The organism is Sphingorhabdus sp., assembly GCF_041737645.1.
Classification (GTDB): domain Bacteria; phylum Pseudomonadota; class Alphaproteobacteria; order Sphingomonadales; family Sphingomonadaceae; genus Sphingorhabdus_B.
The window spans coordinates 111,540-137,607 of sequence record NZ_JBGSRI010000046.1 but is presented as its reverse complement, the minus strand read 5'-3'; the positions used below and the strand labels follow the sequence as shown (position 1 = coordinate 137,607).

Annotated in this window: 21 protein-coding genes and 1 pseudogene; 11 read left to right on the top strand and 11 right to left on the bottom strand. The window is 54.5% G+C overall.

All coding sequences use genetic code 11. From position 1 onward, the window contains the following. Window positions 1-14 precede the first annotated feature (14 nt). A complete protein-coding gene (locus ACEW72_RS07925; protein WP_373475842.1) occupies window positions 15-938 on the top strand; it encodes a LysR substrate-binding domain-containing protein in 924 nt (307 codons plus the stop codon). A gap of 23 nt (window positions 939-961) precedes the next feature. Here ACEW72_RS07925 and ACEW72_RS07920 read toward each other — a convergent pair whose 3' ends face one another. The 3 genes and pseudogenes from ACEW72_RS07920 to ACEW72_RS07910 form a co-directional block, all read right to left on the bottom strand. Then, window positions 962-1,942, bottom strand: coding sequence for an NAD(P)-dependent oxidoreductase (locus ACEW72_RS07920; RefSeq protein WP_373475841.1), 981 nt, complete (start codon window positions 1,940-1,942; stop codon window positions 962-964). Window positions 1,943-2,051: 109 nt separating this feature from the next. Further along, window positions 2,052-2,834 (bottom strand): lysophospholipid acyltransferase family protein, encoded by a 783-nt coding sequence (locus ACEW72_RS07915; RefSeq protein ID WP_373475840.1) that lies wholly within the window; start codon window positions 2,832-2,834, stop codon window positions 2,052-2,054. 152 nt (window positions 2,835-2,986) lie between these two features. Then, a pseudogene (locus ACEW72_RS07910) lies at window positions 2,987-3,750 on the bottom strand (SDR family NAD(P)-dependent oxidoreductase). 166 nt (window positions 3,751-3,916) lie between these two features. On the opposite strand from ACEW72_RS07910, the gene ACEW72_RS07905 reads away from it, so the two are divergent. Genes ACEW72_RS07905 through ACEW72_RS07890 form a run of 4 tightly spaced genes read left to right on the top strand, consistent with a single transcriptional unit; the run spans window position 3,917 to window position 11,096 of the window. Beyond that, window positions 3,917-6,331 (top strand): FAD-dependent oxidoreductase, encoded by a 2,415-nt coding sequence (locus ACEW72_RS07905; protein ID WP_373475839.1) that lies wholly within the window; start codon window positions 3,917-3,919, stop codon window positions 6,329-6,331. A 3-nt stretch (window positions 6,332-6,334) separates the two neighbouring features. Continuing rightward, window positions 6,335-8,779 carry an FAD-dependent oxidoreductase gene (locus tag ACEW72_RS07900; protein ID WP_373475838.1) on the top strand — a complete coding sequence of 815 codons (2,445 nt, stop codon included), beginning with the start codon at window positions 6,335-6,337 and terminating at the stop codon, window positions 8,777-8,779. Then, window positions 8,779-10,029 carry an aromatic ring-hydroxylating dioxygenase subunit alpha gene (locus ACEW72_RS07895; RefSeq protein ID WP_373475837.1) on the top strand — a complete coding sequence of 417 codons (1,251 nt, stop codon included), beginning with the start codon at window positions 8,779-8,781 and terminating at the stop codon, window positions 10,027-10,029. The genes ACEW72_RS07900 and ACEW72_RS07895 overlap by 1 nt, the downstream gene beginning before the upstream one ends. Further along, complete coding sequence (locus ACEW72_RS07890) at window positions 10,026-11,096, top strand: alcohol dehydrogenase family protein (protein ID WP_373475836.1); 1,071 nt, start codon at window positions 10,026-10,028, stop codon at window positions 11,094-11,096. The genes ACEW72_RS07895 and ACEW72_RS07890 overlap by 4 nt, the downstream gene beginning before the upstream one ends. A gap of 281 nt (window positions 11,097-11,377) precedes the next feature. Here ACEW72_RS07890 and ACEW72_RS07885 read toward each other — a convergent pair whose 3' ends face one another. The 3 genes from ACEW72_RS07885 to ACEW72_RS07875 are packed head-to-tail and all read right to left on the bottom strand — an operon-like array spanning window position 11,378 to window position 13,073. Continuing rightward, window positions 11,378-12,331, bottom strand: coding sequence for a cation diffusion facilitator family transporter (locus ACEW72_RS07885; RefSeq protein WP_373475835.1), 954 nt, complete (start codon window positions 12,329-12,331; stop codon window positions 11,378-11,380). A gap of 8 nt (window positions 12,332-12,339) precedes the next feature. Next, complete coding sequence (locus ACEW72_RS07880) at window positions 12,340-12,585, bottom strand: hypothetical protein (protein ID WP_373475834.1); 246 nt, start codon at window positions 12,583-12,585, stop codon at window positions 12,340-12,342. Continuing rightward, the gene (locus ACEW72_RS07875; RefSeq protein WP_373475833.1) at window positions 12,582-13,073 is read right to left on the bottom strand and encodes a DUF983 domain-containing protein; all 492 of its coding nucleotides are present in this window, start codon (window positions 13,071-13,073) and stop codon (window positions 12,582-12,584) included. The genes ACEW72_RS07880 and ACEW72_RS07875 overlap by 4 nt, the downstream gene beginning before the upstream one ends. A 189-nt stretch (window positions 13,074-13,262) precedes the next feature. Here ACEW72_RS07875 and ACEW72_RS07870 point away from each other — a divergent pair, with 189 nt between their 5' ends. After that, window positions 13,263-13,583, top strand: a complete 321-nt coding sequence (locus ACEW72_RS07870; protein ID WP_373475832.1) for a helix-turn-helix domain-containing protein — start codon at window positions 13,263-13,265, stop codon at window positions 13,581-13,583. 139 nt (window positions 13,584-13,722) lie between these two features. Here ACEW72_RS07870 and ACEW72_RS07865 read toward each other — a convergent pair whose 3' ends face one another. The 3 genes from ACEW72_RS07865 to ACEW72_RS07855 form a co-directional block, all read right to left on the bottom strand. After that, entirely contained in the window at window positions 13,723-15,039 is a 1,317-nt protein-coding gene (locus tag ACEW72_RS07865) for an aspartate aminotransferase family protein (protein ID WP_373475831.1), read from the bottom strand. A gap of 97 nt (window positions 15,040-15,136) precedes the next feature. After that, on the bottom strand, window positions 15,137-16,513 hold the full coding sequence (locus ACEW72_RS07860) for an amino acid permease (RefSeq protein ID WP_373475830.1): 1,377 nt from the start codon (window positions 16,511-16,513) through the stop codon (window positions 15,137-15,139). Window positions 16,514-16,530: 17 nt separating this feature from the next. Then, window positions 16,531-16,998 carry an Lrp/AsnC family transcriptional regulator gene (locus ACEW72_RS07855; protein ID WP_373475829.1) on the bottom strand — a complete coding sequence of 156 codons (468 nt, stop codon included), beginning with the start codon at window positions 16,996-16,998 and terminating at the stop codon, window positions 16,531-16,533. 140 nt (window positions 16,999-17,138) lie between these two features. Between ACEW72_RS07855 and ACEW72_RS07850 the strand changes: the two genes are divergently transcribed. After that, window positions 17,139-19,481, top strand: a complete 2,343-nt coding sequence (locus ACEW72_RS07850; protein WP_373475828.1) for a transketolase — start codon at window positions 17,139-17,141, stop codon at window positions 19,479-19,481. Here the strand turns inward: ACEW72_RS07850 and ACEW72_RS07845 are convergent. Both ACEW72_RS07845 and ACEW72_RS07840 read right to left on the bottom strand, forming a co-directional pair. After that, the gene (locus ACEW72_RS07845) at window positions 19,471-19,947 is read right to left on the bottom strand and encodes a hypothetical protein (protein ID WP_373475827.1); all 477 of its coding nucleotides are present in this window, start codon (window positions 19,945-19,947) and stop codon (window positions 19,471-19,473) included. The two genes, ACEW72_RS07850 and ACEW72_RS07845, sit on opposite strands and share 11 nt — an antisense overlap. 136 nt (window positions 19,948-20,083) lie before the next feature. After that, on the bottom strand, window positions 20,084-20,998 hold the full coding sequence (locus ACEW72_RS07840; RefSeq protein WP_373475826.1) for a sulfotransferase: 915 nt from the start codon (window positions 20,996-20,998) through the stop codon (window positions 20,084-20,086). Window positions 20,999-21,117: 119 nt separating this feature from the next. On the opposite strand from ACEW72_RS07840, the gene ACEW72_RS07835 reads away from it, so the two are divergent. From ACEW72_RS07835 to ACEW72_RS07820, 4 genes are all read left to right on the top strand, one after another. Continuing rightward, window positions 21,118-22,170 carry an acyltransferase family protein gene (locus ACEW72_RS07835; RefSeq protein WP_373475825.1) on the top strand — a complete coding sequence of 351 codons (1,053 nt, stop codon included), beginning with the start codon at window positions 21,118-21,120 and terminating at the stop codon, window positions 22,168-22,170. Further along, complete coding sequence (locus tag ACEW72_RS07830) at window positions 22,167-23,195, top strand: acyltransferase family protein (protein ID WP_373475824.1); 1,029 nt, start codon at window positions 22,167-22,169, stop codon at window positions 23,193-23,195. Before ACEW72_RS07835 ends, ACEW72_RS07830 begins: the two co-directional genes overlap by 4 nt. Beyond that, a complete protein-coding gene (locus tag ACEW72_RS07825; RefSeq protein ID WP_373475823.1) occupies window positions 23,192-24,280 on the top strand; it encodes a glycosyltransferase family 4 protein in 1,089 nt (362 codons plus the stop codon). Before ACEW72_RS07830 ends, ACEW72_RS07825 begins: the two co-directional genes overlap by 4 nt. A 265-nt stretch (window positions 24,281-24,545) precedes the next feature. Continuing rightward, window positions 24,546-26,066, top strand: a complete 1,521-nt coding sequence (locus tag ACEW72_RS07820) for a ShlB/FhaC/HecB family hemolysin secretion/activation protein (protein WP_373475822.1) — start codon at window positions 24,546-24,548, stop codon at window positions 26,064-26,066. Window positions 26,067-26,068 lie beyond the last annotated feature (2 nt).

Here is a 26,068-nt window from a genome sequence, read left to right as displayed (position 1 = left end):
AATCCGGGGAGGAAATGACGTTGCACCCAAAGATTGATCTTCGACAATTGCCGCCTTTGAAGGCGCTCAAAGGCTTCGAAGCTGCGACACGCCATCAAAGTATACGCGACGCTGCCGACGAACTTTGTCTCACCCATCCAGCGGTCAGCCATCAGGTTCAGTTAATCGAAGACGCGCTTGGCGTCAGCCTTTTCGCCCAGGAAGGGCGGCATATCGTCTCGACCGAAGAGGGGCGGGTGTTGTACCCTTATGTCCGCGCTGCGTTCGAATCCTTGCTCGAAGGTGTCGAAGAAGTGCATCGCAATGCTTTGGGCAAACCATTGCGAGTGCAAACTTATGTGACGGCGTCGATCCGTTGGCTGGCAAAGCGGGTGCCGCAATTTTTGGCGGATCACCCTGAAATCAAACTTACGCTGAATACGTGTGCGGTTGAGTGGGAGTTTGATGACGTGCACGCCGACGTCGGTCTTGTTTATTGCGCGACCGAACCGGATGCCGCCAAATATCACTGGGTCCCGCTTTATGAATATGCGTTGTTCCCGGTGTGCAGTCCTGCGGTTGCGGCAACGCTGGGCGCGCATCCAACGGCGCAGGAACTGATGACCAAGCCACTTGTCGCGATTTACACCGAAGTGCAGAATTGGGAGTCGTGGTTCGTATCGGCGGGCGCCGATTTTGAGCCTTCTGTTCCCTATCTAATGGTTGATACGCTCGCGGTCGCGCTTGAAATGGCATTGAACGGTGAAGGGATTGCTCTGGTCAACGGGCCCTTTGTTGAACAGGATCTTGCTGCTGGACGGTTGGTTCAACCTGTATCGCACAAGGCTGTGTGTCCCGGCGCATGGGGGCTGATATGCCGCGCAGATATGAAGGAAAATCTGCGGATCCGCACCTTTATGGATTGGGTGATAAAGAATGTCGAGGAAGGACGGACTTAGGTTGCTTACCTTAGTTCCTGACCCTAATGCTTGGGAACCACTTCGTAACCGGGTTCTTCGGGTTCGTCGTCGACCATGTCGGCGGGGAATCCAGTCCCCAAAACCTTGATGCCCAATGGCTCTTCATAGCGGCGGATGATATTGGGCGAAAATTCGCGCGAGCCAAAGGCGGCTTCGCCTTCTTTGAAGATTTTGACGATCAACGGCGACAATTCCACCGGGACTTTCGCGTCATGGGCGATCTTGTCGAATAGTCCGACATCTTTGCTCACCAAATCCATCGTGAAGTTGATGTCGCGGCTTCCATTCAGAATGACCTGGCTCTCGGTTTCGTGGACGAAGCTGTTGCCCGACGAAATGCGAATGGCTTCATAAGTCGTGTTCATGTCGAGCCCGATTGCTTTGCACGTTGTCAGTGCTTCGGCCAATGCGACGAGATGGACAGTGCACAAATAATTGGTCATCACTTTCAATTGCGATGCCGTTCCCAAATCGCCCGTATGCAAAATGCGCCGTCCCATAGTGGTCAAAACAGGCAGGACAAATTCGAAGGCTGCACGGGGTCCACCGGCGAAAATCGCAATGTTGCCCGTGTCGGCGCGATGGCATCCGCCGGAAACCGGGCACTCCATGAACATGGCACCGCGCGCTTCGACAAGTGCGCCTAAACGAATAATTTCGCTGTGGTCCGTCGTGCTCATTTCAAGCCAAACTTGCCCCGGCCGCATGATTTGAAGGAAACCGTCATCACCTTCTGCAACTGCTGCACTTGCTGCAGGTGAGGGCAGGCATGTGATAATCAAGTCGACAGCTTCACCCAAAGCTTTCGGCGATGCCGCTGCTTTCGCACCGCGACCCACATATTCCGCGACCAAGGCGTCATCGAGATCGCGAACTGTCACATCATGTCCGTTGCGGATCAGGCTGCCCGCAAGCTTTCCGCCAACATTACCTAGACCGATAAACCCGATTTTCATGATTACGCCCTGTTCAACCTTCGCCATCAAAATATGCGAAAGTTAGAGCGCCGCACCCGCGTCGCTACAATTGAAAAATTTGGCTTATTGGATGAAATATTTTGCGAGCGCCCGTCGGCACACGCGTATGGGGTGGTCAAGTAACAGTATAACCCAATGTTCCAGATAAAGCCGCGGCCATCCGGGCGCGCGCAAGAGCGCAAACAACCTTGCGATCTGCAAGCTCGCCAGGGTTAAATGTTTCGAGGAAATGGACCCCTACTTCATAGCTTCCCGGACGGGTAAATGCGCGCCACGCGCTTTCCCAACCCGTTTCTTCACCCAACCATGCGACATCGGCGGCGGCTTTGCCAAAATCGATTATCACGGGTTGGATCATCATGGGTTTGGGAGGTGGGGCCAAAGTTGCAAACAAGGATTGTTTAAACGGCAATAATTGCCTGCCATCCGAAGTGGTGCCTTCAGGGAACAGCGTAACTGACCAGTTTTCGGCAATCGCTTCGCGCAGCTCTGCAACCTGTTCCGCGACATTTTGCTTGTCCGTACGACTAACAAATATAGTGCGGTTAAGACGGGCCAGCCAACCAATAACGGGCCAATCGCGCACGCCATCTTGCGCGACAAATGCTGTTCCGGTTATGCCTGCCAAAATAGGAATATCATGCCATGACAAATGGTTGGCGACAAAAAACACATCTTTTCGAAGAGGATTCCCGTAAACTTTAACCCGTGCACCCATGGCGCGCGCGGCTATCCGCAGGAACAACATTGCCCAAGGTGAGGGTATTTTTAGTGTGTGCCAGATCAAGTGTAATGGCAACAAAACCAGCAGCGGAAGAGCAATCCACAAGACTCGCATCGCGCAAAGGAGGTAAGCCTGCGGCTCGGCCTTGGGTATCGAAATCGAAATAGATGTCATCGAGATTCGCTTTAGCATGGGGACGGACCATTAACAAATCCCATCATGGCCGCCAACTGTGACTCTGCTGTGACGAAATGGCCCATCCTGTTGGGATGACTAAGATAAGATCATGTAATAAATGATAAAAAATCCTAGCAGTGAGAGCCCGGTCACCTTGATTTCAATCGAAGCGCATCCCAGCTTGCGTCCGCGATCCATCCACCGTCCACGGGCAGGCTTACACCGTTGATAAAACTGTCCTCCTGCGCGAGGAAAGCGATGGCTTTGGCAACATCTTCTGGTTTGGCAAAACGTGCCATTGGAACCCTATTCATAATATCATCGTCGGAATATGCCCCCGAACCCTGATCAGCAGTGTCCATCTCGGTTTTGATCCAGCCCGGACAAACGGCATTAACCCGCACGCCGCGACCACCCCATTCGGCGGCAAGCGTCCGGGTTAGTCCGATCAATCCGTGCTTCGACGAATTATATGCGACGCGGTCGATTACGCCGTGCAAGCCAGCTATCGAGGCCACATTGACAATGTTTCCGCGCCCGCGCGCCAACATTTGCTTGCCTATTTCGCGGCAGAGCAAAATGGGCCGGTCAAGTTGATGCCCATTACTCTTTGCCATTGTTCGATAGTGGTTTCTTCAGCGCTTCGGATCAAACTGATACCGGCATTATTGACCAAAATGTCCGCAGCCCCGTGTTCCGTTGCGATTTTCTGGGCCAATTCCAAAACAAAGGACTCGGATGATATGTCGCCGGAATGCGCGGTAACTTTTCCTGCCGATGATTTTAGAGAGTTCGCTTGTATATCAAGATCTTGTAGATCGGTTATCACCACATGATGTCCCGTTTCCGCGAACAATTTGGCAGTTGCAAAACCCACGCCTTGCGCGGCACCGGTAACCAAGGCAACTTTCATCTCTTATTCTCCCCATCATAAACCTTGCGGCGTTTCATTACAGGTCCTGACCCTAAATATGATCCAAAAATTTTTTTAACCGATCCCGTCATATTCCCCATTTGTGTCTGACCTCAAACAGGGCCTAGAGTTCAGGTCAAATATTGCCTTAAGGATATGGTCTCTCATGCAAACATCGGCCCGGGTTGTCATCATCGGCGGCGGCATCATGGGGGCGTCGTTGCTCTACCATCTTGCCGAACTTGGCTGGACAGATTGTTTACTGATCGAAAAAGACGAGCTGACTTCAGGTTCGACATGGCACGCGGCCGGGCAGTGCCCCAGTATTACGGGCAGTTACAATCTTGCCAAGATCCATGCTTACAGTAACGACCTATATCCGCGCCTGGAAGGTATGACCGGCCAATATGTCAGTTGGCACAAATCCGGAGGTATTCGTCTTGCGACCAATGAACGCGAGCTGGCCTGGTTCAAATATATCCATGGATTTTCCAAAATCATCGGGTTCGATATGGAGATCATCGATCCTGAGGAAATCCGCCGGATTAACCCCTTTCTGACCACTGACGGCGTGATCGCCGGGGCCTATACGACCAGTGATGGCCACGCTGACCCGTCAGGTATCTGCAATGCGCTTGCTATCGGTGCCAAGAATTTGGGCGCGAAGATCGTCCGCAAGAACCGGGTCACCGGATTGACCCAATTGCCATCGGGCGAATGGGATGTGGCGACCGAAAAGGGCGTTGTACGCGCCGAGATCGTTGTGAATGCGGCGGGTTGCTACGCCCGCCAAGTGGCGCAAATGGCGGGTATCGACATTCCGGTCACCAATATGGAGCATCATTATATCGTTACCGACCCCATTCCGGCCTTTCTGGAGCGGGACGAGGAAATCCCGGTCATGCGATGCCCTTATGTTTCGGGTTATTTCCGGCAGGAGCAGAAAAGCGGCTTGATCGGTGTCTATGAAAACATCGGACTGGCCGAAGCCTGGGCACCCAAAGGGCAGCCGGAGTGGGAATCGACCAGCGAACTCTTTATCGATGATTTGGATCGTATCTCCAAATGGCTGGAGCGTGCTATTGAGCGTATGCCGGTTTTCGGCGAAGTCGGGATCAGGCGGATTGTCAATGGAGCCATTCCGCATACTCCCGATGGAGGCCCGTTACTCGGACCCGCCGCCGGCCTCAAAAATTTCTGGCAATGCTGCGGCACATCTTTTGGTATCGCGCAGGGTGGCGGGTCCGGCAAATATCTCGCTCAGTGGATGGTCTATGGTGATGCCGACATCAACATGACCGAATTTGACCCCCGGCGTTACGGGTCCTTCGCGGACGAAGACTATAGCCGCGACAAGGTATTTCTCGATTACCGCATGACATTTACCACCCGCTTGCCGGGTGAAGAAGAACCCGATGGTCGGCCATGCAAAACCAGCTCGCTTTACGAACCGCTCAAGGCCGTCGGTGCTGTTTATGGCGAAACCTATGGCTGGGAACGGCCGAAATATTTCGCGCTCGACGGTGCACCGGAACAGGGCGGTTACCAGCGCACCAATAGCTTCGAAATGGTCGCGGCCGAGGTGAAAGCCGTGGCGGAACGGGTCGGTGTGCTCGACCTGTCCGGATTTGCCAAATATGATGTGACCGGACCGGATGCCGAGGCATTTCTAAACCGTGTCTGCGCGAACCGTATGCCTAAAAAACAGGGCGGTATCGGGCTCGTCCATCCCTTGTCGCGTCAAGGCCGTATATATGGCGAGATGACCGTCACGCGCTTTGCAGATGATCATTTTTATTGCCTGTCTGCTGCAGCAGCCGAACAGCGTGACTGGGACTTTCTAACCCAGAGCAAATTGCCGGACGAGGATGTGACCATTCGCAACCTGACCATGGACCTTGGCGTGCTAGTGATGAATGGCCCGCATTCGCGTGATGTGCTGCAAAAGCTGACCGACGCCGACCTTGGCAACGAAGGCTTCCGGTGGCTGAGCGGGCAGGAAATTACCATCGCGGGTATCAAGATGCGTGCGCTTCGGGTGTCTTATGCCGGAGAGCTGGGCTGGGAATTGCATCCGGCGATGGATGATCTTGCTGCGCTCTACAACGCTGTGTGGGCGGCAGGACAAGAGTTCGGCATCGTCAACTACGGCCTTTATGCCGCCAATACGATGCGGATGGAGAAAGGCTACAAGGCTTGGGGCAGCGAACTGACCAACGAACTTACGATGATCGAAGCCGATATGCCCCGTTTCATCAACTTCAAAAAGGATGATTTCGTAGGCAAGCAAGCGACGCTGGATGCGCCTGACCGGTTCCGTATCGTCTATGGCGAAGTGGATGCCAGCAACGTTGACGTCCGGGGTGCTGAACCTTGTTTGATCGGCGAAGACTGCATCGGATTGACGACATCGGGCAGCTATGGCCACCGCGTTGGCAAAAGCCTGTTTTTTGCCTGCGTTCCTCTAGAGAATGCCGCGCCGGGATCGGAATTCGAAATCTATCTTCAAGGCGAGCGTCGCTTGGCGACGGTGCTGGAGCATCCCGCCTATGATCCCGACAATGCGAAAATGAAGGTATAAGCCGTGGCTGAACTCCCCAAAAAGGCGCGGGTCGTCATTATCGGTGGCGGCGTAATCGGTTGTTCGATTGCGTATCACCTGACCAAAATCGGCTGGGATGATGTGGTCCTGCTGGAACGCAAGCAGCTCACCAGCGGCACTACTTGGCATGCCGCCGGTCTGGTTGGTCAGCTCCGACCGTCGATCAATATGACGAAGCTCGCCAAATATACTGGTGAGCTCTATCGCGGGCTCGAGGCGGAAACCGGGCAGGCAACGGGCTATCGCCAATGCGGTTCGATCTCGATGGCCACCAATGCCGAGCGGTTCGAAGAGCTGAAGCGCAGCGCGTCCATGGCAAAGGTGTTCGATTTGCCGGTCCATGTGGTCACCCCGCAGGAAATCAAGGACCTCGCGCATATCGTCAATGTCGACGATGTCGTGGGTGGCATTCATATCCCCAGCGATGGCTATGCAAACGCGGTCGACATAACACAGGCCTTGGCAAAGGGTGCGCGCACGGGCGGCGCACGGATATTTGAAAACACCAAGGTTACAAAAATCCGGCACAATGGCGACCGTGTGACGGGCGTCGATACGGATGAAGGATCGATCGACGCCGATTATGTCGTCATCTGCGGCGGCATGTGGACCCGTGATCTGGCGGCAAGCATCGGTGTGGCGGCGCCGCTCCACGCATGCGAACATTATTATGTGCTATTTGAAGGTGTCGAGGGAATAGACTCTACTCTGCCGGTTCTGCGCGATTATGATTATTGCGGCTATTATAAATATGACGCGGGCAAGCTGCTGGTCGGTGCCTTTGAACCCAATGCCCGACCATGGGGAATGGACGGCATTTCGGAAGATTTCTGCTTCGATGAAATCGCCGGCAGTTTCGAACATTTTGAACCCTTGTTGATGGACGCGATGCGCCGCGTACCGGCTTTGGAAAAGGCAGGTATCCAGAAATTCTTTTGCGGTCCGGAAAGCTTCACCCCGGATGTCCGATACCATTTGGGCGAAAGCGCCGAATTGAAAGGTTGTTTCGTTGCGGCGGGTCTGAATTCAATCGGACTGCAATCGGCAGGCGGCGTGGGTAAGGTCATGGCGGACTGGATCCGTGACGGAATTCCACCTGCGGACCTATGGACGGTCGATATCCGCCGCAACATGCCGTTCCAGATCAACCGGAAATATCTGCGCGAGCGCGTAACCGAGAGCCTCGGTCTGCTCTACGCGACGCATTACCCGTTCAAGCAGTATGAGACCGCGCGCGGGGTGAGGCGCTCTGCCGTCCACGATCGGCTGGTTGCCGCAGGTGCCTGCCACGGCGAAGCTTTCGGCTGGGAACGGCCCAACTGGTATGGCGAACCCGGCAGCACGCCGGCTTATAAATATAGCTATGGCCGACAGAACTGGTTCGACGCCAACGCCGCCGAGTGCAAGGCGGTGCGCGAAGCGGTCGGTCTGTTCGACCAAAGCTCTTTCGCGAAATTCCGCCTCGAAGGCCGTGACGCCATGTCTGTGCTGAATAGGGTGTGCGCCAATGACGTCGATGTCGCGCCGGGCAAGCTTGTATATACGCAGTGGCTGAACGACAAAGGCGGGATCGAAGCGGATTTGACCGTTACCCGGCTGACCGAAACGGCGTATCTGATCGTTACGGGTGCCGAGACAGAGGTCAAGGACTTCAACTGGCTCAAGCGCCACACTCCAGACGACGCCCATGCGGTGCTGACCAATATCTCTTCGGCAATGGGGGTCATTTCGATCATGGGGCCCCAATCGCGGGCGTTGTTGCAGTCGATCTGTCCCAATGATCTGTCGCATGAAGCGTTTCCTTTTGCCACTTCGCAGGAAATCGAACTGGGTTATGCAATCGTCCGTGCATCGCGCATTACCTATGTCGGCGAACTCGGTTGGGAACTATATATTCCGACCGAATTCATGACGGGCGTCTATGACGAGATTGTTGCGGCGGGTGCCGCGTTCGGACTGAAGCATTGCGGTTATCATGCTCTCAACGCGCTTCGAATGGAAAAGGCCTATCGGCACTGGGGCCATGACATCACCGATGAGGATACCCCGCTGGAAGCAGGCCTTGGCTTTGCTGTCAAATTGGACAAGGCTGGTGGATTTATCGGACGCGATGCCTTGCTCCGCCAAAAGGAAGAGGGCCTGAAACAGCGCCTTGTGCAGTTCCTTCTGAAGTCGCCCGAGCCGATGCTCTATCACAATGAGCCGATCTGGCAGGGCGAACGGATCGCGGGATATATCCGGTCGGGCATGTATGCCCCTAGCCTGGGTGGTGCCTGTGGGCTGGGCTATGTGACCGCGGCTGATGGTGGCACGGTCGGGCCGGTAGGCGCCGATGACTATGAAATTGAAATCGCGGGTGTTCGCTATCCAGTAACGGCTTCGCTCAAGCCCTTTTATGACCCTAGTAATGCACGGATCAAAATCTAATGTCTGAAACGCAAAGTCAGTTGATGCAAAGGCTCGCCGCCAATACCCGCGTCGGTTACAGCTTCGATCAGGAATTTTACGCGAGCGATGCAGTGTTCCAGGCCGATATGGACAGTACCATCAGCCAGAAATGGCTGCTGGCCGGTCATGTTTCACGCATACCAAACAAGGGCGACTATTTCCTTTTCCGCGTCGGTAAAGAGCAGATCATCATCATCCGCGAAAATGCCGACAGCGTTCGCGCCTTTTTCAACGTATGCCGTCACCGGGGTTCAACCATCTGCCAGGCGGACAGCGGCAATGCGCCGCGTCTGGTCTGTCCCTATCATGCATGGACATTCGGCCTCGATGGCAGGCTCATATCCGCACGGCTGATGCCTGAAGATTTCGACAAGGCGGAAAACAGCCTTTTCGCCTGCCATATCCGCGTGTTCCACGGGCTGATTTTTATCAACATGAGCGAGGATGAGCCCGTCGATTTCGACGCGACGTTCGGCGATATGTCGGACATCCTTGAATATCACGGGTTCGCCGATGCCCGCATCGCCCATGCCGGAAGCTACCCAACGACCGCCAACTGGAAGCTGGTCGTCGAGAACTTCTTCGAATGCTACCACTGCGTCCCGTCGCATCCGGAATTCTGTTCGATGCACGCGTCGGAATCGATCGTCGCCGTGGGCGCAGGGCCAAGCTCAGGGCCTGCCGACGCCATTGCCAGTTTCACACCGAAGTTAGATGCGTGGGAGGAAAGCGCAGCAGCGGCGGGCCGGCCAATCGGCAACATCGACGACGCCTCTGACAGCAGCCATTTGCGTTTGTTGATGCAGCGCATGAACAAGGATGGCTGGTCATCGGAAACACAAGATGGCACCGCGCCAGCCCCGTTGATGGGCAAGCGGACCAAAGCCGATGGCGGCCGGATGCATTTAAGCTTCAGCCCCTTTAGCCAGATTGTCGCCGACGACCATTTCGCGATCCTGTTCCAGTTCACGCCACGCGGCGCGCTGGAGACTGACGTTGAAATGATTTGGCTAGTGGACGGCCGCGCAACGGAAGACAAAGTAGACATCGAAAAGATGATCTGGGGCTATCACGCCACCACCACGCAGGACAAGGTTATCACGGAAAATAACCAGGCCGGAATTATGTCGAGCCGTTACCGGCCCGGACGATATTCCGATCAGGAAGGCAGCGTCATCAATTTCCAGAAATGGTATCTGAACCAGTTCGGGCTTGAGCGCGCCGAGTGACCATACCTGCCGTCATGCGCTCCGTTTTGCTCACCGGCTATGGTGGCTATGACAAGCTGGAATGGCGAACCGATGTGCCCGTCCCGCATCCCGGCCCGGATGATGTCATAATCCGCATTGGCGCGGCAGCGGTCAACAATACCGATATCAACACCCGGATCGGCTGGTATTCAAAGGCGGTTGCAGAGGCAACCGATGCAGGCGCCGAAACCGGCATCGAAGGCGCAGGCGACGATGGCTGGTCTGGGGCCGCATTCTCGTTTCCGCGCATTCAGGGCGCGGATGCCTGTGGACGGATTGTTGCGACGGGCGAAGGCGTTGATGCCGCACGGATCGGTGAGCGGGTGCTCGTCGAGCCGGTCTTTCGCGGCAGCAGCCGGTTCGACATCCGCTATTTCGGTTCGGAGGTCGACGGTGGCTTTGCCGAATACGCCCGGGTCCCCGCCGTTCACGCCCACCGCATCGAATCCACTTGCTCCGACGCAGAGCTCGCAAGCTTTCCCTGCGCTTATGCCACTGCGGAAAATATCCTGACACGCATCGGTTTGCAGGCAGGAGAACGCGTGCTGGTCACCGGTGCGTCGGGCGGGGTCGGTTCCGCGGCAGTCCAGCTCGCAAAGCGACGCGGCGCTGAGGTGACGGCCATGGCCGCCGATGCAAAGGCAGAGACGGTGAGGGGGCTTGGCGCAAGCAATGTCGTCCCGCGCGATGCCGATCTGGAATCGCTTTTCGGCCCTGAATATTTTGACGCTGCGGTCGATATAGTCGGCGGGGGACAGTTCGGACCTATCCTGAACACCCTTAAACGCGGCGGGCGTTACGGCGTGTCGGGCGCGATCTCCGGTCCTTTGGTCGATCTCGACTTGCGAACGCTCTACTTGAAAGACTTGCGCCTGATCGGCTGCACCGTTCTGGAACCAGAGGTCTTCGGGAACCTTGTCGGTTACATCGAACGCGGCGAAATCAAACCGCTGGTAGCCGCCACCTATCCGATCACCGACATCGCCGCGGCGCAGGAGGCATTTCTTACGAAGCGCCATGTGGGAAAGATTGTTTTGGTTATTTAAGTAATACTGGCACTAAGGATACAAAAGATACGCAAAGACGCACTGAAAATGTATCCTTTGTTGCTTTATGTCAAAGCGGCAGCACTCTGAATTCGCAGGAAATTTCGACAGTTCAAAGAGCTGGGCCCGCCTTCGGAGGTGGGGAGACGACGCTCTCAAAAATAATCCTTCATTGCAAGGGGAAAGGGGGGTTCGCTGGCCGGACACGCGGTAAGGCGCGACAACAACAAGCCACGCTGTCGATAGAGCTCACGGACTTGCTTATAAGGACGATGCTCGGATCATGCGTCGGTTAGCGATTCCGATAAGCGCTTTCGGGCCTTCTCGTAGCCGGCACGAGTCTGTGGTTTCACGAACAACGCAGTCACCTGCTTGTGTGTGTCGCGAACCCGCGTTTCGATGCCGTTGACAGCGTCCTCGATGGCGGGCGTTAGCAGTGCGTCCTCGAATTCTAGGCTCAGCGTTACAACTATCTGGTTTGGACCCAACTGCGTCGAAAGAATGCCGTTGACCGCGATTACCCCGGGCTGTTCCGCTGCCAGCCGGTGGACATCGGCGATAATCATGTCATCGGCCCGCTCGCCTATCAGCAATCCCTTTGTTTCGCGCGCCAGCAGCACCGCCGTCCCCGCCAGCACCAACCCGATCAGCACTGATCCGACGCCGTCGAGCACTGGCAAGTCCAGCGTGACCGAAGCGAAAATCGAAGCGGCGGCGATCGCGATGCCGATCATGGCCGCCGAATCTTCGAACAGCACGATAAAGGTCGTTGGATCTTTGTCGTCGCGCACTGCTTGCCAGACCGGCTTTCCGCCACGCTTGTGGTTGAATTCGCGCAGTGCGAATGCCCATGATGCCCCTTCGAACACTGCCGCAAGGCCGAGCACGATGTAATTGACTATCGGTCGCTCAATAGGTTGGGGTTCGCGGATATGCAGTATGCCTTCGTAGATCGAGATGCCAGCACCCAGCGAGAAAATCAGCAACGCAACGATAAAGCTCCAGAAGTAGAGCTCGCGACCATGGCCGAGCGGGTTGTCATGGTCGGGTGGTCTGCGCGAACGCGCGTGGCCGTAAAGCAGCAGAACCTGATTGCCGGTATCGACCATCGAGTGAACGCCCTCGGTCAGCATTGACGAACTGCCAGTCAACGCCGCCGCTACAAATTTGATCCCGGCGACGAGCATATTGCCGACTAGTGCTGCGTAGATGACGAAGTTGGAACCGTTCTTCACGCGCCTTTTCAGCGCTTCGGTAGCGCATAGACGACCAATGCATCGCCGATCGGCGTCCGCACGAAATGGTGTCCGCCCGCCATGATCGCGAGATATTGCCTCCCGTCCACCGAATAGCTCATCGGCGTCGCCTGACCACCAGCAGGTAAAACATCCTGCCACACCGTCTTGCCGCTGCGGGTAGCGACAGCGCGGGAAATTCTTCCTGCGGACCCTAGCCATTTTTTAATCAAGGTGCGATATTTTGGCCTCATGAACTTGCCTGAATCGGGGTGACAAGAGGCCGTTCTTTGTCGAACCCGTGCATCCCCAACCACCATTGCAAGGCAATGATTGCCCCCTTTGCAGGCTGCAGCAGACCGATCATTAGCAGAATTGCCATCGGCATCGTAATTGCCATCAGGATTGGTACGGACAGATTGGCGTTTTTTATCAGTGCTATGATGAGCGGAGCCATCAGATGCCCGGTTAAGAAAATCGATGCATAGGCTGGGAAGTCATCGGCCTGCTGATGACTCCAGTCCTGTCCGCATTGCGGACAACTTGGGATGGGCTTGAGAAACCGTCTGAACAGCCGCGCCTCTCCGCAGCGCGGGCAATTCCCGCGCAAGCCGCGCAGTAACGCTGCCCGGCCTGAAGAAGGCAGAATTACACTGCCAATCGTCCGTTCTGGTTCGTGGATCTTTTCAAGCGGTGCCACCGTCAAAGCTTTGTCGAATGGAGTTCGGAAAAAGTTAGGCATCGAACACTCCGGAAGAAGCTGCGGCCAATACGCGCAGATAGGCATTTACCTTATGAATATGCAGCGGCCCGTTTTCACCGGCACAGTTTGTGCGAAAATCTGATCTACGGGATACCATAAAAGCTATATACACTATTACATTGAATTGTTAGAACTTAATTTTGATGTATTAAACATCATGGAGATAAAATGATAACATCGCAGCAAATGAGAGCCGCGCGCGCCCTGTTAGGGCTCGACCAGCGTCAGATGGCCGCGCTGGCCGGCCTTTCATTGCCCACTATCCAGCGCATGGAGGCTTCGGACGGTCAGGTTCGGGGGGTAGTCGACACGTTGGTGAAGGTTATGACGGCCCTTGAAGGCGCTGGTATCGAACTTTTGGGTGAAAATGCGCCCAGTTCGGGCGTGGGACGCGGGGTCCGTCTGCGAGAGACGACAAAAGGCAAGTCTGGCGCACACAGCCAATCCCTCCTTTATGTTAAGGCCGCAGCCAAGGCGACCCAGCGGTGACAATGAAGGCTTAGCTGACATAACGCGCGAAGCCGACGCGAATCTACCTTATGAGCGTGTATCAGGTAACCTCATGTAGCCGCTGAAGCCTGCTGGTCCGCACCCCAAAACCAACCACCCATCGGCATCGCGCGAAAACCTAGTCCACCGTCTCGACCAGCTCCCCGATCCGTCCGATCATTTCGTCGATATGCGCCTTTTCCAGAATGAGCGGCGGAGACAGGGCGATGATATCGCCCGTCGCGCGAACCAATAGACCGTTGTCGAAGCACTTGTGAAACAATTGCATCCCCCGCTTGCCGACGCCGGCGGTATGGGGTGCCAACTCTATTGCGGCGACGATTCCCATGTTGCGAATGTCGATGATGTGGCGCTTGCCCTTCAGGCTGTGCACAGCCTCCTGCCAATATCCATGCAGCGATGATGCGTTTTCGAAAATGCCTTCGGATTTGTACAAATCAAGTGTCGCCAGACCTGCTGCGGCGGCGAGGGGGTGGCCTGAATAGGTATAGCCGTGGAACAGTTCGATGCCGTCTGGCCCACCTTCGACCACGCCGTCGTGGATATGGCGGCTGACCGCGACCGCGCCCATTGGAACGGCGGCATTGGTCAAGCCCTTGGCCATGGTGATGATATCGGGCGTGACCCCCAGTGTTTCCGATGCCGTCGTGCCACCGACCCGGCCAAAGGCGGTAATGACTTCATCGAAAATGAGGACGATGCCGTGCTTGCGGGTAATCTCGCGCAGCTTTTCGAGATAGCCGATCGGCGGCACCAGTACGCCGGTCGAACCCGCCATCGGCTCTACAATCACGGCGGCGATTGTTTCCGCGCCGTGCAATGCAACAATCGCCTCCAGATTATCGGCCAGATGCGCGCCCCATTCCGGGCGACCTTTGGTAAAGGCGTTATGTTCCAGATTATGCGTGTGCGGCAGATGGTCGACGCCGGTTAGTAATGTGCCAAACTGCCGGCGGTTGTTCACTATGCCGCCGACCGAAATGCCGCCAAAGCCGACGCCACTATATCCGCGTTCGCGACCGATCAGGCGCGTGCGGGTGCCTTGCCCAATCGCCCTTTGATAGGCGAGTGCGATTTTCAGTGCGGTATCGACTGATTCCGAACCGCTGTTGGTGAAAAATATGCGATCCAATCCTTCTGGCATGATCGTGGCCAAGCGCGAAGCCAGTTCGAATGCCAGCGGATGGCCCAGTTGGAAAGGCGGGGCATAATCGAGTATTGCCGCCGTTTTCTGAATCGCTTCCACAATCTGCGCACGGCAATGGCCCGCATTTACGGCCCAAAGTCCAGCGGTACCGTCGAGGATTTGCCGCCCGTCGTCGCTGGTATAATGCATGTCCTTGGCGGACTTGAGCTGACGCGGCGTTGTTTTGAACGCCCGGTTTGCCGTGAACGGCATCCAGAATGCGGCTAATGGGTCATTTTCGAGATTCATAATCAGGCTCCGGCACTAAGCTTTTACGGCTTATGCAATGGTCAGTGAATTCGGCGCGACTCAAATCTTTATTCCGACTGGAAAATTTTGCTTTCAGTCACGCATCCTTTGGTCGCGAAGCAAAATGGTTTTTCGCCCAGTAACCCAGCAGGAAGGCGGCTGTCACAATGATGCTTGCCCACAATTCCTTTGAGCTTGTCGGTGACAATGCCATCATCACGAGCACCCCGCCCATACCGGCAATCGCGAACCATGTGCCAAACGGGTATAGCCACATCTTCACCTGTAACCGCTCAGGCGCCTCCGCCTCGAACCGGGCGCGAAGGCGAAGCTGGGCAACCGCCACCAGAATATAGATGAAAAGCATGATTGCGCCTGAGGACGTAACGAGAAAATTGAACACCTGATCCGGTGACAAGATGGAGGCGGCGAGGGCAAAATAGCTGAAAAGGCTGGCGATCAGAATTGCCCTTGCAGGAACGCGTGCACCGCTCAGCTTGACGCAGGATTGCGGTGCATCGCCGTTACGGGCGAGGCCGAACATCGCGCGCGATGTGATGTAAATCCCTGAGTTCAGGCATGAAAGAACTGCGACGAGGACGATGCCCTCCATAATCAGGTCTGCACCGGGATAACCCATCTGTCGGAGCGCATGGGCAAAAGGCGAGGTGCCAGCCTCAATCTCGGTCCAGGGAACAACCGAGACGATCAGGAAGATGGACAACACGAAGAAGATCAGGATCCGCAATGAAACCGAGATGGTCATATTCGCGATTGTCTTGGATCCTTCCTCCGACTCTGCCGCGGCCAGCGTGGCAATTTCAGCGCCGCAGAGCGAGAAAATCGTTGTCGCAACACCTGCAAAAATCGCCGCCACACCGGCAGGGGCAAAGCCGCCATGCGCCGTCAGGTTCGCAAAGGTTGATCCCGATGGCGATGTCACTCCGGTTGCATAAGCCCCGGCCACAAGAATGAAGACGATGATCGCGACAACCTTGGTCGACGCGAACCAGAATTCAAATTCACCGTAGGATTTCGCCGACATCAGGTTGATCGCGGTCAGCACCGCCATCAGCGCGACACCGATTTGCCAGATCTCCAGCTGCGGATACCATCCGTTGATGATTTTGGCCCCGGCAATGGCCTCGATTGCGATCACCACGACCCAGAAGTACCAGTAGAGCCAGCCGACCATGTAACCGGCCCATTCGCCTACGCCCTGACGCGCAAAATCGGGGAAGGTCTGCGTGCCCGGCATCGCGATCGACATTTCCGCGATCATCCGCATGACGAGCAGTACGAGAAATCCTGCAATGGCATAGCTGAGCACCGCAGCCGGACCGATATTGCCGATCGCGGTCGATGATCCGACAAAAAGACCTGCGCCGATGATACCGCCAAAGGTAATCATCGACACATGGCGCGATTTCAACGACCGGCTTAACTCATTGGGTGCCGCTAATGTTGATTCCATCAAAATATCCCCCTCGTTCAAAGGGGTTCTAGCGTCGGGACAGCCGTCTTGTAAATGACGGGTCTTAAGGCAAAGCTGGTTGTGACATTTGCCACACCTTTTACGCGTGTCAGGCGGCGGCGTAAAAAATCCTCAAACTGGGTGAGGGACCTTACCAATATACGCAATTGATAGTCCGCTTCGCCGGTCATCAAATAGCAATCCATGACTTCAGCAAATCCCGCGACCGCCGCTTCGAATTCCTGCAAATGGCGATCATCCTGCTGGTCGAGGCGAACGCGTACGAAGGCGGTCACCGACAAACCCATTTTGTCGGGGTCGACCAGGGCCACATAACGGGCAATGATGCCGTTTGATTCCAGCTGCCGGACCCGGCGCAGGCATGGGCTTGCCGACAGGCCTATCTTTTCGGACAAGTCCTGATTGGACATCCGTCCGTCGGCTTGCAGATAGTCGATTATTTTCCGGTCTATCGCGTCAAGCATGTTTTCTGGCATAATCAACCTTTCTCTTTCAGAAATATGGCATATTTTATCAATTTATTGCCGGATGCGGGCTGGATACGCAAGGACATGCTGCAAAGAAGCGGTTACATAAGATATTAAATCAGGAGCGACGATCCGGCATGGCCACGAAATTTGCGGATACACGGGAAGAGAAAATTGCGGCGATTGAGGCGTTGGATGCGCGGTTACGCTGGTTGTCGGCGTGGACGGTACATAACGCAAACCATCTGCGGGAAAAGCGCGATGGTTTGAAAGTTGGCGGTCATCAGGCAAGCTGCGCGTCAATGACGGCCATCATGGCGGCGCTCTATTTCCATGCCTTGCGTCCGCAAGACAAGGTATCGGTGAAGCCCCATGCAGGGCCGGTGTTGCAGGCGATCCATTATATGCTGGGTAACCAGACGCTGGAACAGTTGCAGAAATTTCGCGCATTGGGCGGCGCGCAAAGCTATCCATCGCGGACCAAAGACAAGATTCCGGTGGATTTTTCAACCGGATCGGTAGGACTGGGTGTTGCGATCACCGCATTTTCCAGCCTCGTTCAAGATTATCTGATCGCGCACGGTGCGATGGCAGAATCGGATGCCGGGCGGATGATATCGCTGATGGGTGATGCCGAACTTGATGAAGGCAATATCTACGAATGCCTGATCGAGGGATACAAGCACGATATCCGAAACTGCTGGTGGGTTGTGGATTATAACCGGCAGTCGCTTGATAACACCACCGCAGACCGGATGTTCCGCCGTTTCGATGACATATTCGAAACTTGCGGGTGGCGCGTTGTTACCTTGAAGCATGGCAAATTGCAGCGGGCTGCATTTGCCCGTCCGGGCGGAAAATCGCTGGAAGACTGGATTGAAAATTGCCCAAATGCCGATTTTGCGGTGCTGACTTATCAAGGGGGCGCAGCGTGGCGTGAGCGATTGCTGTCGGACATCGGCGGCAAGCCGCATGTAAAAAAGCTGCTCGAAAGCTATGATGACGAGGGCCTTGCCGAATTGATGACCAATTTGGGCGGACATTGTATCGCATCTTTGATGGACGCATTTGACGGCGCGGATGATGACCGGCCGACGCTGTTCATTGCCTATACCGTGAAAGGCTATGGCCTGCCGCTTGCGGGGCACAAGGACAATCATTCAGGCATGATGAACCCCGCCCAGATTGAGCAGCTTCGTCAATCGATGGGAATTGCAGCCGGTCAGGAATGGGAACCATATGCCGGATTAGGAGGCAATATCGCGGCGCGCCTTAAAAGCTTTGTTGACGAAAGCGTGCTTGCAAAAAAGCCGTTGGAGTTCTCTCCCAATCCTGTTGCAGTGCCCACACATTTTCCGGTGCCGACCGGCGAAATGCAATCGACGCAGGCTGCTTTCGGGCATGTGTTGCTCGACCTTGCAAAATCGTCCGAAGAATTGGCGGACCGGATCATTACGACGGCCCCCGATGTAACCCAAACCACCAATTTAGGCGGCTTCGTCAACCAACGCGGTCTGTTCCGCCGGTCGCAAGTTGCCGATATTTTTCGTGAGGCCAAGATCCCTTCAGCGCAAAAATGGGCGGCGCATGCCTCGGGTCAACATATAGAATTGGGTATTGCGGAAAATAACTTCTTTCTTTTACTTACTTCGCTCGGTCTTGCCGCGTCGCATTTTGGCACGCGCTTAATTCCTGTCGGGACGGTCTATGACCCGTTCATCTCCCGCGGTTTGGATGCACTGAATTATGGCTGCTATTCCGACGCCCGCTTCTTGTTGGTCGGAACCCCATCCGGATTGACTTTGGGCCCCGAGGGCGGGGCGCACCAGTCGATAAACACGCCGCTGATCGGTATGGGTCAGCCGGGACTGGCATATTTTGAACCGGCCTATGCCGACGAAGTTGCCTTGTTCATGCGCTGGGCATTCGAATATTTGCAAGAACCGGATGGTAGCTCCGTCTATTTGCGGCTGAGCACCAGACAGATATCCCAGGAAAGCCGGACGGACGAGACGTGGAAGGAAGATGCGTTGAAAGGCGCATATTGGCTGCGCCCTCCGGCTCAAGGGGCAGAAGCCGCCATCGCGTTTACTGGCGCAATCGCACCCGAAGTGTTGGCCGCTTGGGAAGAGCTGCAATACGACATTCCCGGTTTGGGCGTCTTGAATGTGACCTCACCTGACCTGTTACACCGCGATTGGTCGGCGACCAAAGCCGCGCGCTGGACCGGCGGACACGCAAATGACTGTCATGCCGACACGCTGTTATCGCAGTTGTCGCCCAACGCGTCGATCGTAACTGTCATAGACGGGTCACCGGCGGCGCTATCATGGCTGGGCGGAGTACGCGCTATGCGCGTAAGCCCGCTGGGTACGGACCGTTTTGGCCAGACCGGCGACTTGCCCGATCTCTACCGCACCTATCGCCTCGATACCGATGCCATCATCGATGCTATGGCGGAACTCTATCTCAGGCGTTGACGACGTTGTCAGGCAAGGAAACAGCTGGCTTCGCCATTAAAGATTCGTAGCAGCCCCAGATTAGCGATTTAACAGCCGCCAGATCGCGCGCCAAAATAGCAGGAGCCAGTTGATCGTTCAGAAATGACCGATGGGAAAATAGCCCTACCCCTTGCGGCACATCAAGATAAGCGGCGGTCCCGCTTTCGACAAAGCCTGCCAGCATTCCTGCAAATTTGTCAGTACGCAAAATATCTGGCGAGCCTGTCAATATTAAAGTCACGCCGAAATGATGACCCGGCGGTGGCGGCGTGTCTGTCGGTATCATCATAATGCCGCTCATATCAGGCCGCCAGCTTTCGTCCATTTCCGGCAAGCTGCGCCACAGACAATAATAATCGCGGCAAACATTGGGCCGCGTCTCATAAATACCGCAGCCTTTGCCAATTGTGCAATGTTGGCACATGACGCCAGGCAATTTGTGCATCCCGTCGTCGAGAATTGCCAATTCCTTGCAACATGCAGTGCAGCTACCGCATTCCCGCTCGGGAACTATATATTGAACGTTTTCCAACTTGTTTCACCTTCCAGTAACACGGAAGTAAGCGCGGATTTTCTCAAATTTATGACGTGGTGTTGCCAGGCAAGGCCAGCTTCAATATTTTTGCGACCGCCTTGATCACAAATTGTTCTGCCGACCCAACTTTGCTCCAATCGGCCTCCCGTTTGGAAATATGGATCGGACCTTTATCAAATCGATCCGGATTGCCGTTGAGCGAGTGATAATTGTCCTTTGATAGCACCGAATTGGCGTCGATCCACGCAGGCACAGGTTCTGTTGTCAAAGACAGCTTTGCAAATATCCGATCTAGGGTTGATTCAGGGCTGCTGCACAGTTCCCCATAATCAATGCGCGAAACCGGCGTGGCTTGCCCCAGACGTTTGGCGAGATATTCGACCTTCCACCAATCGGTTGCTGCGGCGGCGACCGACATACGTTTCATTTCCTGCCCCATGCCGGGGTCAAATTTGGCGGAGCGCCAGGAGAGAATAACATCGGCCGGGTCGCGATACAGGTGGATGATACGGACCATCGGATGACATGCCATCAACCATGCACGCGGGCCAGCCTTGGAACTGTCGACCAGGATTGCGCTGCCCGACGCGTCGGCAACGGCCTCAAAAATCCTGAACTGAATCGCCAAAAACCTTTGAACCTCCGGGCTATTGCGAAGGGATTCGATATTGAATTGGTGGCTTGCAATAAAAGCAGTGCGGCACACCCGGTTTTCTAAAGCACGCAATTCAGCAATTGCGGTAGCGTCGATATCTGCTTTTTTTAAGATGGACTGCCAAAAACTATCATTCTTGAATGGCGTTGCGCAAGAACAAGTTATGTCGGCTTCTTCCAAACGCCACAAACAATGAAACTCTCCCAGTGCAGAAACGCCTTGTGAAGAGTGTATAATTCTTTCCAATAGTGTTGAGCCGCTGCGGCCAGAGCCGGATACATAAATTATATTCTGTAATCTATTCATAATGTATCTTAATTTCAGTAAAAGTAAAAATGCTACGGTCAAATTGAAATATTACACTATTATTACTATAAGATAAGTTGTTGCGTACTGTTAATTTGTTTTGCTAGCTGCGCCTGAAAATGTCTAGCATCGAATCTTCCAGACTTGCTTTTGTTGATACGTTGCGACTGTTTGCGGCGGTATTGGTCGTATTCCAGCATTTGGCCGAAAGGCATCCGACGGTCACGACTCGTCCGTTGGTCGAACTGGGCCCCGGTGTAATGGGGGTTGTGCTTTTTTTCCTGATTAGCGGTTATGTAATACCGTTTTCGGTACGAAAGGGCCTCGATCCAGCGGCATTTATCATACGGCGGATATGCCGCATCTATCCGCTGTTTCTGGCTGCATTGTGTGTCGTGGCGATTGGTGGCTGGACCGGGCTGCTCGACCAATGGGCTTATCTGGCCGACACCGGCCTCTGGCGATGGACCGCAAACATATTGCTGATCCAGGACTTTGTCGGCGTTCCTGCAATTTTGGGTGTTAGTTGGACATTGATAATTGAGCTGATCTGGTATGCACTTTTTGCCTTTGCCATTTTGGCTTTTAAGGAGCGGGCGGCTGATGTGCTCGCACTTGTGTTTCCTGCAATATTGCTTGGCCTTGGTCTCATATCGCTATGGCTTGATACGCGCATTCCGCTCGGGCGGCCGGCGATGATATATGCCGCAATCCTTGGCTATCAGGTTTATCAATTTCATACCGGCAAACTTTCGCGCACTCGGTTGTACGGTGCATTAGGTGTTTTCCTGGGCGTAAGCTGGTTCACCAATTATGTTGCATTTGGCATTTTCACCCATCCACACATTACGTTGTCGCAGGCGCTTGGACCCTGGACGATTGCGCCATTATTATTCTTTGCGATCACGCTGACCGACCGGTTGAGAACGTCCGGATTTATCAATAGCGGCATATTACCGCTGGCCGGAACGATCAGCTATTCGATATATTTGCTCCACCCAATCGCCAATGCCGCCGCCGACCAATATTTTGCGGAAATGTTTCAGGTGCCGGTAGCCTTGGCCTTGACGCTCATATTGTCGGTACTTGGTTATCGCCTCGTCGAACGGCCGGGTATTGAACTCGGACGTTATTTGGTTAGCCTCAAAACATCCCGAGCGGTGACCGCATGAACAGGATCAAATGGCTTGATTCGGCGCGCGGGCTAGGGATTATTCTAGTTGTGATCGGCCATGCGCTGGGTGGCTTGATTGATTCAAAATTGGGCGCGAACCAGGATGTCTTCCGGCAATTGTTTTTTGCGATTTACACATTCCATATGCCGCTATTTTTTCTGCTGTCGGGCCTGATGGTTACAAAGCGTCTGGAAAAGGGGCAGGGGATATTCCTCCGGGGTTTGATACCTTCGATTATTTGGCCCTATTTTTTGTGGTCGGTAATTCAGTTTTCGATAATTTACGGACTCGGCAGTTTGGTAAACCGTCCAGCGGAGAGCTATTGGCCGGTCATATTTTCCCTCCCGTGGAATACGGTTTCGCAATTCTGGTTTCTATATGCCCTTTTCTGGATGCATATTTTATCAGTCCTGCTTATTCCAAGACTGGGTCGCGAGGGCTTTGTCCTTTTCGCATTGGCGTTAAAGTCACTGGCGCTCATCCTGATTTTGCCGGTGCCCGTAAAACTGGTTTGCAACCATTTGTTCTTTTACGCCGTCGGCGTCTGGTTAATGACTGCGGGTCTTGAAACGTTGGTCATAAAGCGCGGGCTGTTGGTCAAATCCTTGGTCTTGCCCGGTATCGCACTGGCTGTGATATTGGCAACATTAGTGGCGGCCCCGCGTTATGGTTCCGATATTATGTTGTTAAGGGCGGGCTCGCCCGAGATCGCCAATCTTGCGTGGCGCTTCCCGGCTATGGCGGCTTCGATATTTGGTGTTGTTGCGGTGGTTGCAATTGCCAGCCTTCCGCGCATTGCCGATTCCCGTATCTTATTGTGGCTTGGTCGCATGACGATGCCGATTTTCGTCTTGCATGTCATGTTTCTGGCGGGGACGCGCATTGCCCTGATGCGTTTTGGCCCCGCCGTTGATCCGGTCCTCATTCTGGGAATTAGCGTCGCAACCGGGCTAATTGGACCATTAGTCGTCGAACGGATTACACGGGCGCTCGGTCTCAATAGATATTTGGGATTTCAATGACTGGGTCAAACATATTACTTAACGGCAAATTCTTGTCAGCCGCACCCACAGGGGTTCATCGCGTAGCGCAAGAATTGGGCAATGCGCTGGCCGATTTGGTGTTTGAAGAGCATGAAGCCGTGCGGGGCCTGAGGATAGAAGTCGCCGTCCCGCATGACGGAATAGAGCGGTCGCATAACATGCGTTTGCCGGTGCGGCTGCTGTCTCCGTTCAGGGGAATCCCGTGGGAGCAAATCAGCCTGCCTTTGAAATCAGGTGACGCAACGCTGCTTAATCTGTGCAACATCGGGCCTGTGATTGCGCGGAATGCCGTGACAATGATCCATGATGTCCAAGTGCATTTGTCGCCGGAATCCTATTCGAAAGGGTTCAGGCTATGGTATCATGCCGTGCAACCGGTCATGGCAAAGCGCCATCGGCATATTCTGACCGTTTCCGAATTTTCGCGCCAGGAAATTGCAAAGGCGCGATTGTGTAGCCTCGACCATATCTCAGTCGTGCATAATGGCGTCGACCATGTTTTGAACGTGGCGTCAGATGATTCGGTTATTACCAAGTTCAATTTGAACCAGTCGCCTTATGTTCTGGCGCTGTCGACCGTGCAGGCGCATAAAAATATTAGTCTGTTGTTGAAGGCGTTCGCCGACAGCAGGCTGTCGGGTGTGAAACTCGTTTTGTTTGGCGGAACAGCGAAGGCATCGTTCGAAGCGACGGGAATCAAGGTTCCCGACAACGTAGTTTTTGCAGGCCGGGTCAGCGACGGGGAATTGCGCGGGTTGATTGAACAGGCGCTCTGTCTGGCGTTTCCATCCACTACGGAAGGTTTCGGATTACCGCCGTTAGAGGCGATGTTGGTCGGTTGCCCGGCGATTGTTGCGCCTTGCGGGGCATTGCCGGAGGTGTGCGGTGACGCCGCACTTTATTGCGCGCCGGATAAGGAAGAAGAATGGGTGGAGGGGATCTCGCGGTTGTCGATTGACCCGGCATTTCGTTCGCAACTGGCAAAAGCGGGGGTACATCATGCAAGCCAGTTCACTTGGCGCGCCGCCGCTATAAAGTTGGCGGGAATTCTTACACAAATTTGATGGTTAAAATTTAGTTAGTCACAGAACTGAAACCCTAATGCCTTCGAATCTACATGAACGCCGCGCAGAGGGTTTGCCGACCCGAGTACTAACTTCTCAATAAACCGTCAGGGATTCTTCTGCTTCTATGCTGTGTCGATCTGCGATATGTGCACACCTGTCCCGTGCGGCCGCCGGATTGGCCCTTGCGGCTGTCCCAACCTTGTCGTTTGCACAAGAGACGGGCATTGCTGCTCCGCAGGTTTTAGCGCCTCCTGAAAGCTTCATGATTAATGCTATCGATGTGGTGGGAGTCACAAGCCTGTCGCAAGCAGAGGTCGAGCGGACCATTTACCCTTTCCTCGGACCAGGTAAGACGCCCGCTGATGTCGAGCTGGCTCGTAAGGCCATTCAAGACGCATATGCCAAGCAGGGTTTTGAAGCCGTTGTCGTTGAAGTTCCGCCCCAGCCGCAAGAGGATTTTTCGCGGGGACTGGTGCAAATCCGGGTCGGCGAGGCACCCGTTGCAAATGTTAAAGTGTCGGGATCAAAACATCATTCTGCGCTTGTTCTGCTGAGCCAATTGCCTTCGGTAAAAACAGGCCAGCCGCTCAATTTCAAAGATTTGCAGCGCGAACTTGCCGCCGCCAATCGCTTTCCGGATCGTGAAGTCACGCCGTCATTCGATGCTGGCGAGGTGCCGGGCACCATCGACATCGATTTGAGAGTAAGGGGCGATTTTCCGCTTCATGCTTCATTTGATCTGAACAATGATAACAGCCCCAACACCGTGCCTCTGCGATTGACAGGGTCAGCGCGTTACACCAATTTGTGGCAAATCGGGCACACGATTTCTGCTGGATTTTCCATCGCACCCGAACGACGGTCTGACAGTGCCGCGATATTTGGATCCTATTCCGCACCAATCATCGGCACGCCTTGGACCTTTAATCTAAACGGCTACAAATCGAACAGTAACATCGCGACACTCGGCGGGACGAACGTTCTGGGTAATGGCTATCAGGTTGGCGTGCAGGCCATTTATCGATTGCCATTTGATAGGGACTATCACGCATTTCGGGTCGGCGTTGATTATAAAGATTTCATACAGGACATTGGACTGCGCGGGACTACACTCAGTAATTCCCCAATCAGCTATGTGCCTTTAACGCTTGGCTATAATGCCTCAATCAGTCGGGAAAAAGCCGCGCTGGACCTAAGCGTCAGTTCAACGCTTGGTTTGCGAGTGATCAAAAAAATTCGCTGTTTCGACCCAACGGCAGTAATTTGTCTTCCCGAAGATCAATTTACGAATCGTGAGGTGGATAGCACCGAAAACTTCGCGCATGTGAATGTCGACCTTACCTATACCGCAAGCTTTCCCGGCGATTGGGTAACAGAAGCGAAATTTTCCGGGCAATATGCCGACAGCCACCTTGTATCCAATGAGCAGTTCTCGATCGGCGGCCTTTCGACCGTTCGTGGATATTATCAATCCGAAGCGGTTGGTGATCGCGGTATCGCGGGGTCCGTAGAATTTCGCGCGCCATCACTGGCGACCTACGTCGGCACATTTGTCGATGAACTTCGCTTTTTCAGTTTCATGGAAAGCGGGATTGTATCGGTTATCGATCCGTTGCCGGATGCCCAGTCGGTATTCCGCATCGGATCATTCGGTGGCGGCCTCCGCATAAAGATACTCGGCCGCTTTACAGGTGAAGTGATGGTGGGTGTGCCTGTTGCAAGTACCAATGATACTAAAAAAGGCGACCCACGCTATACTTTTGCAGTCAAGGGTGAATTCTAAAA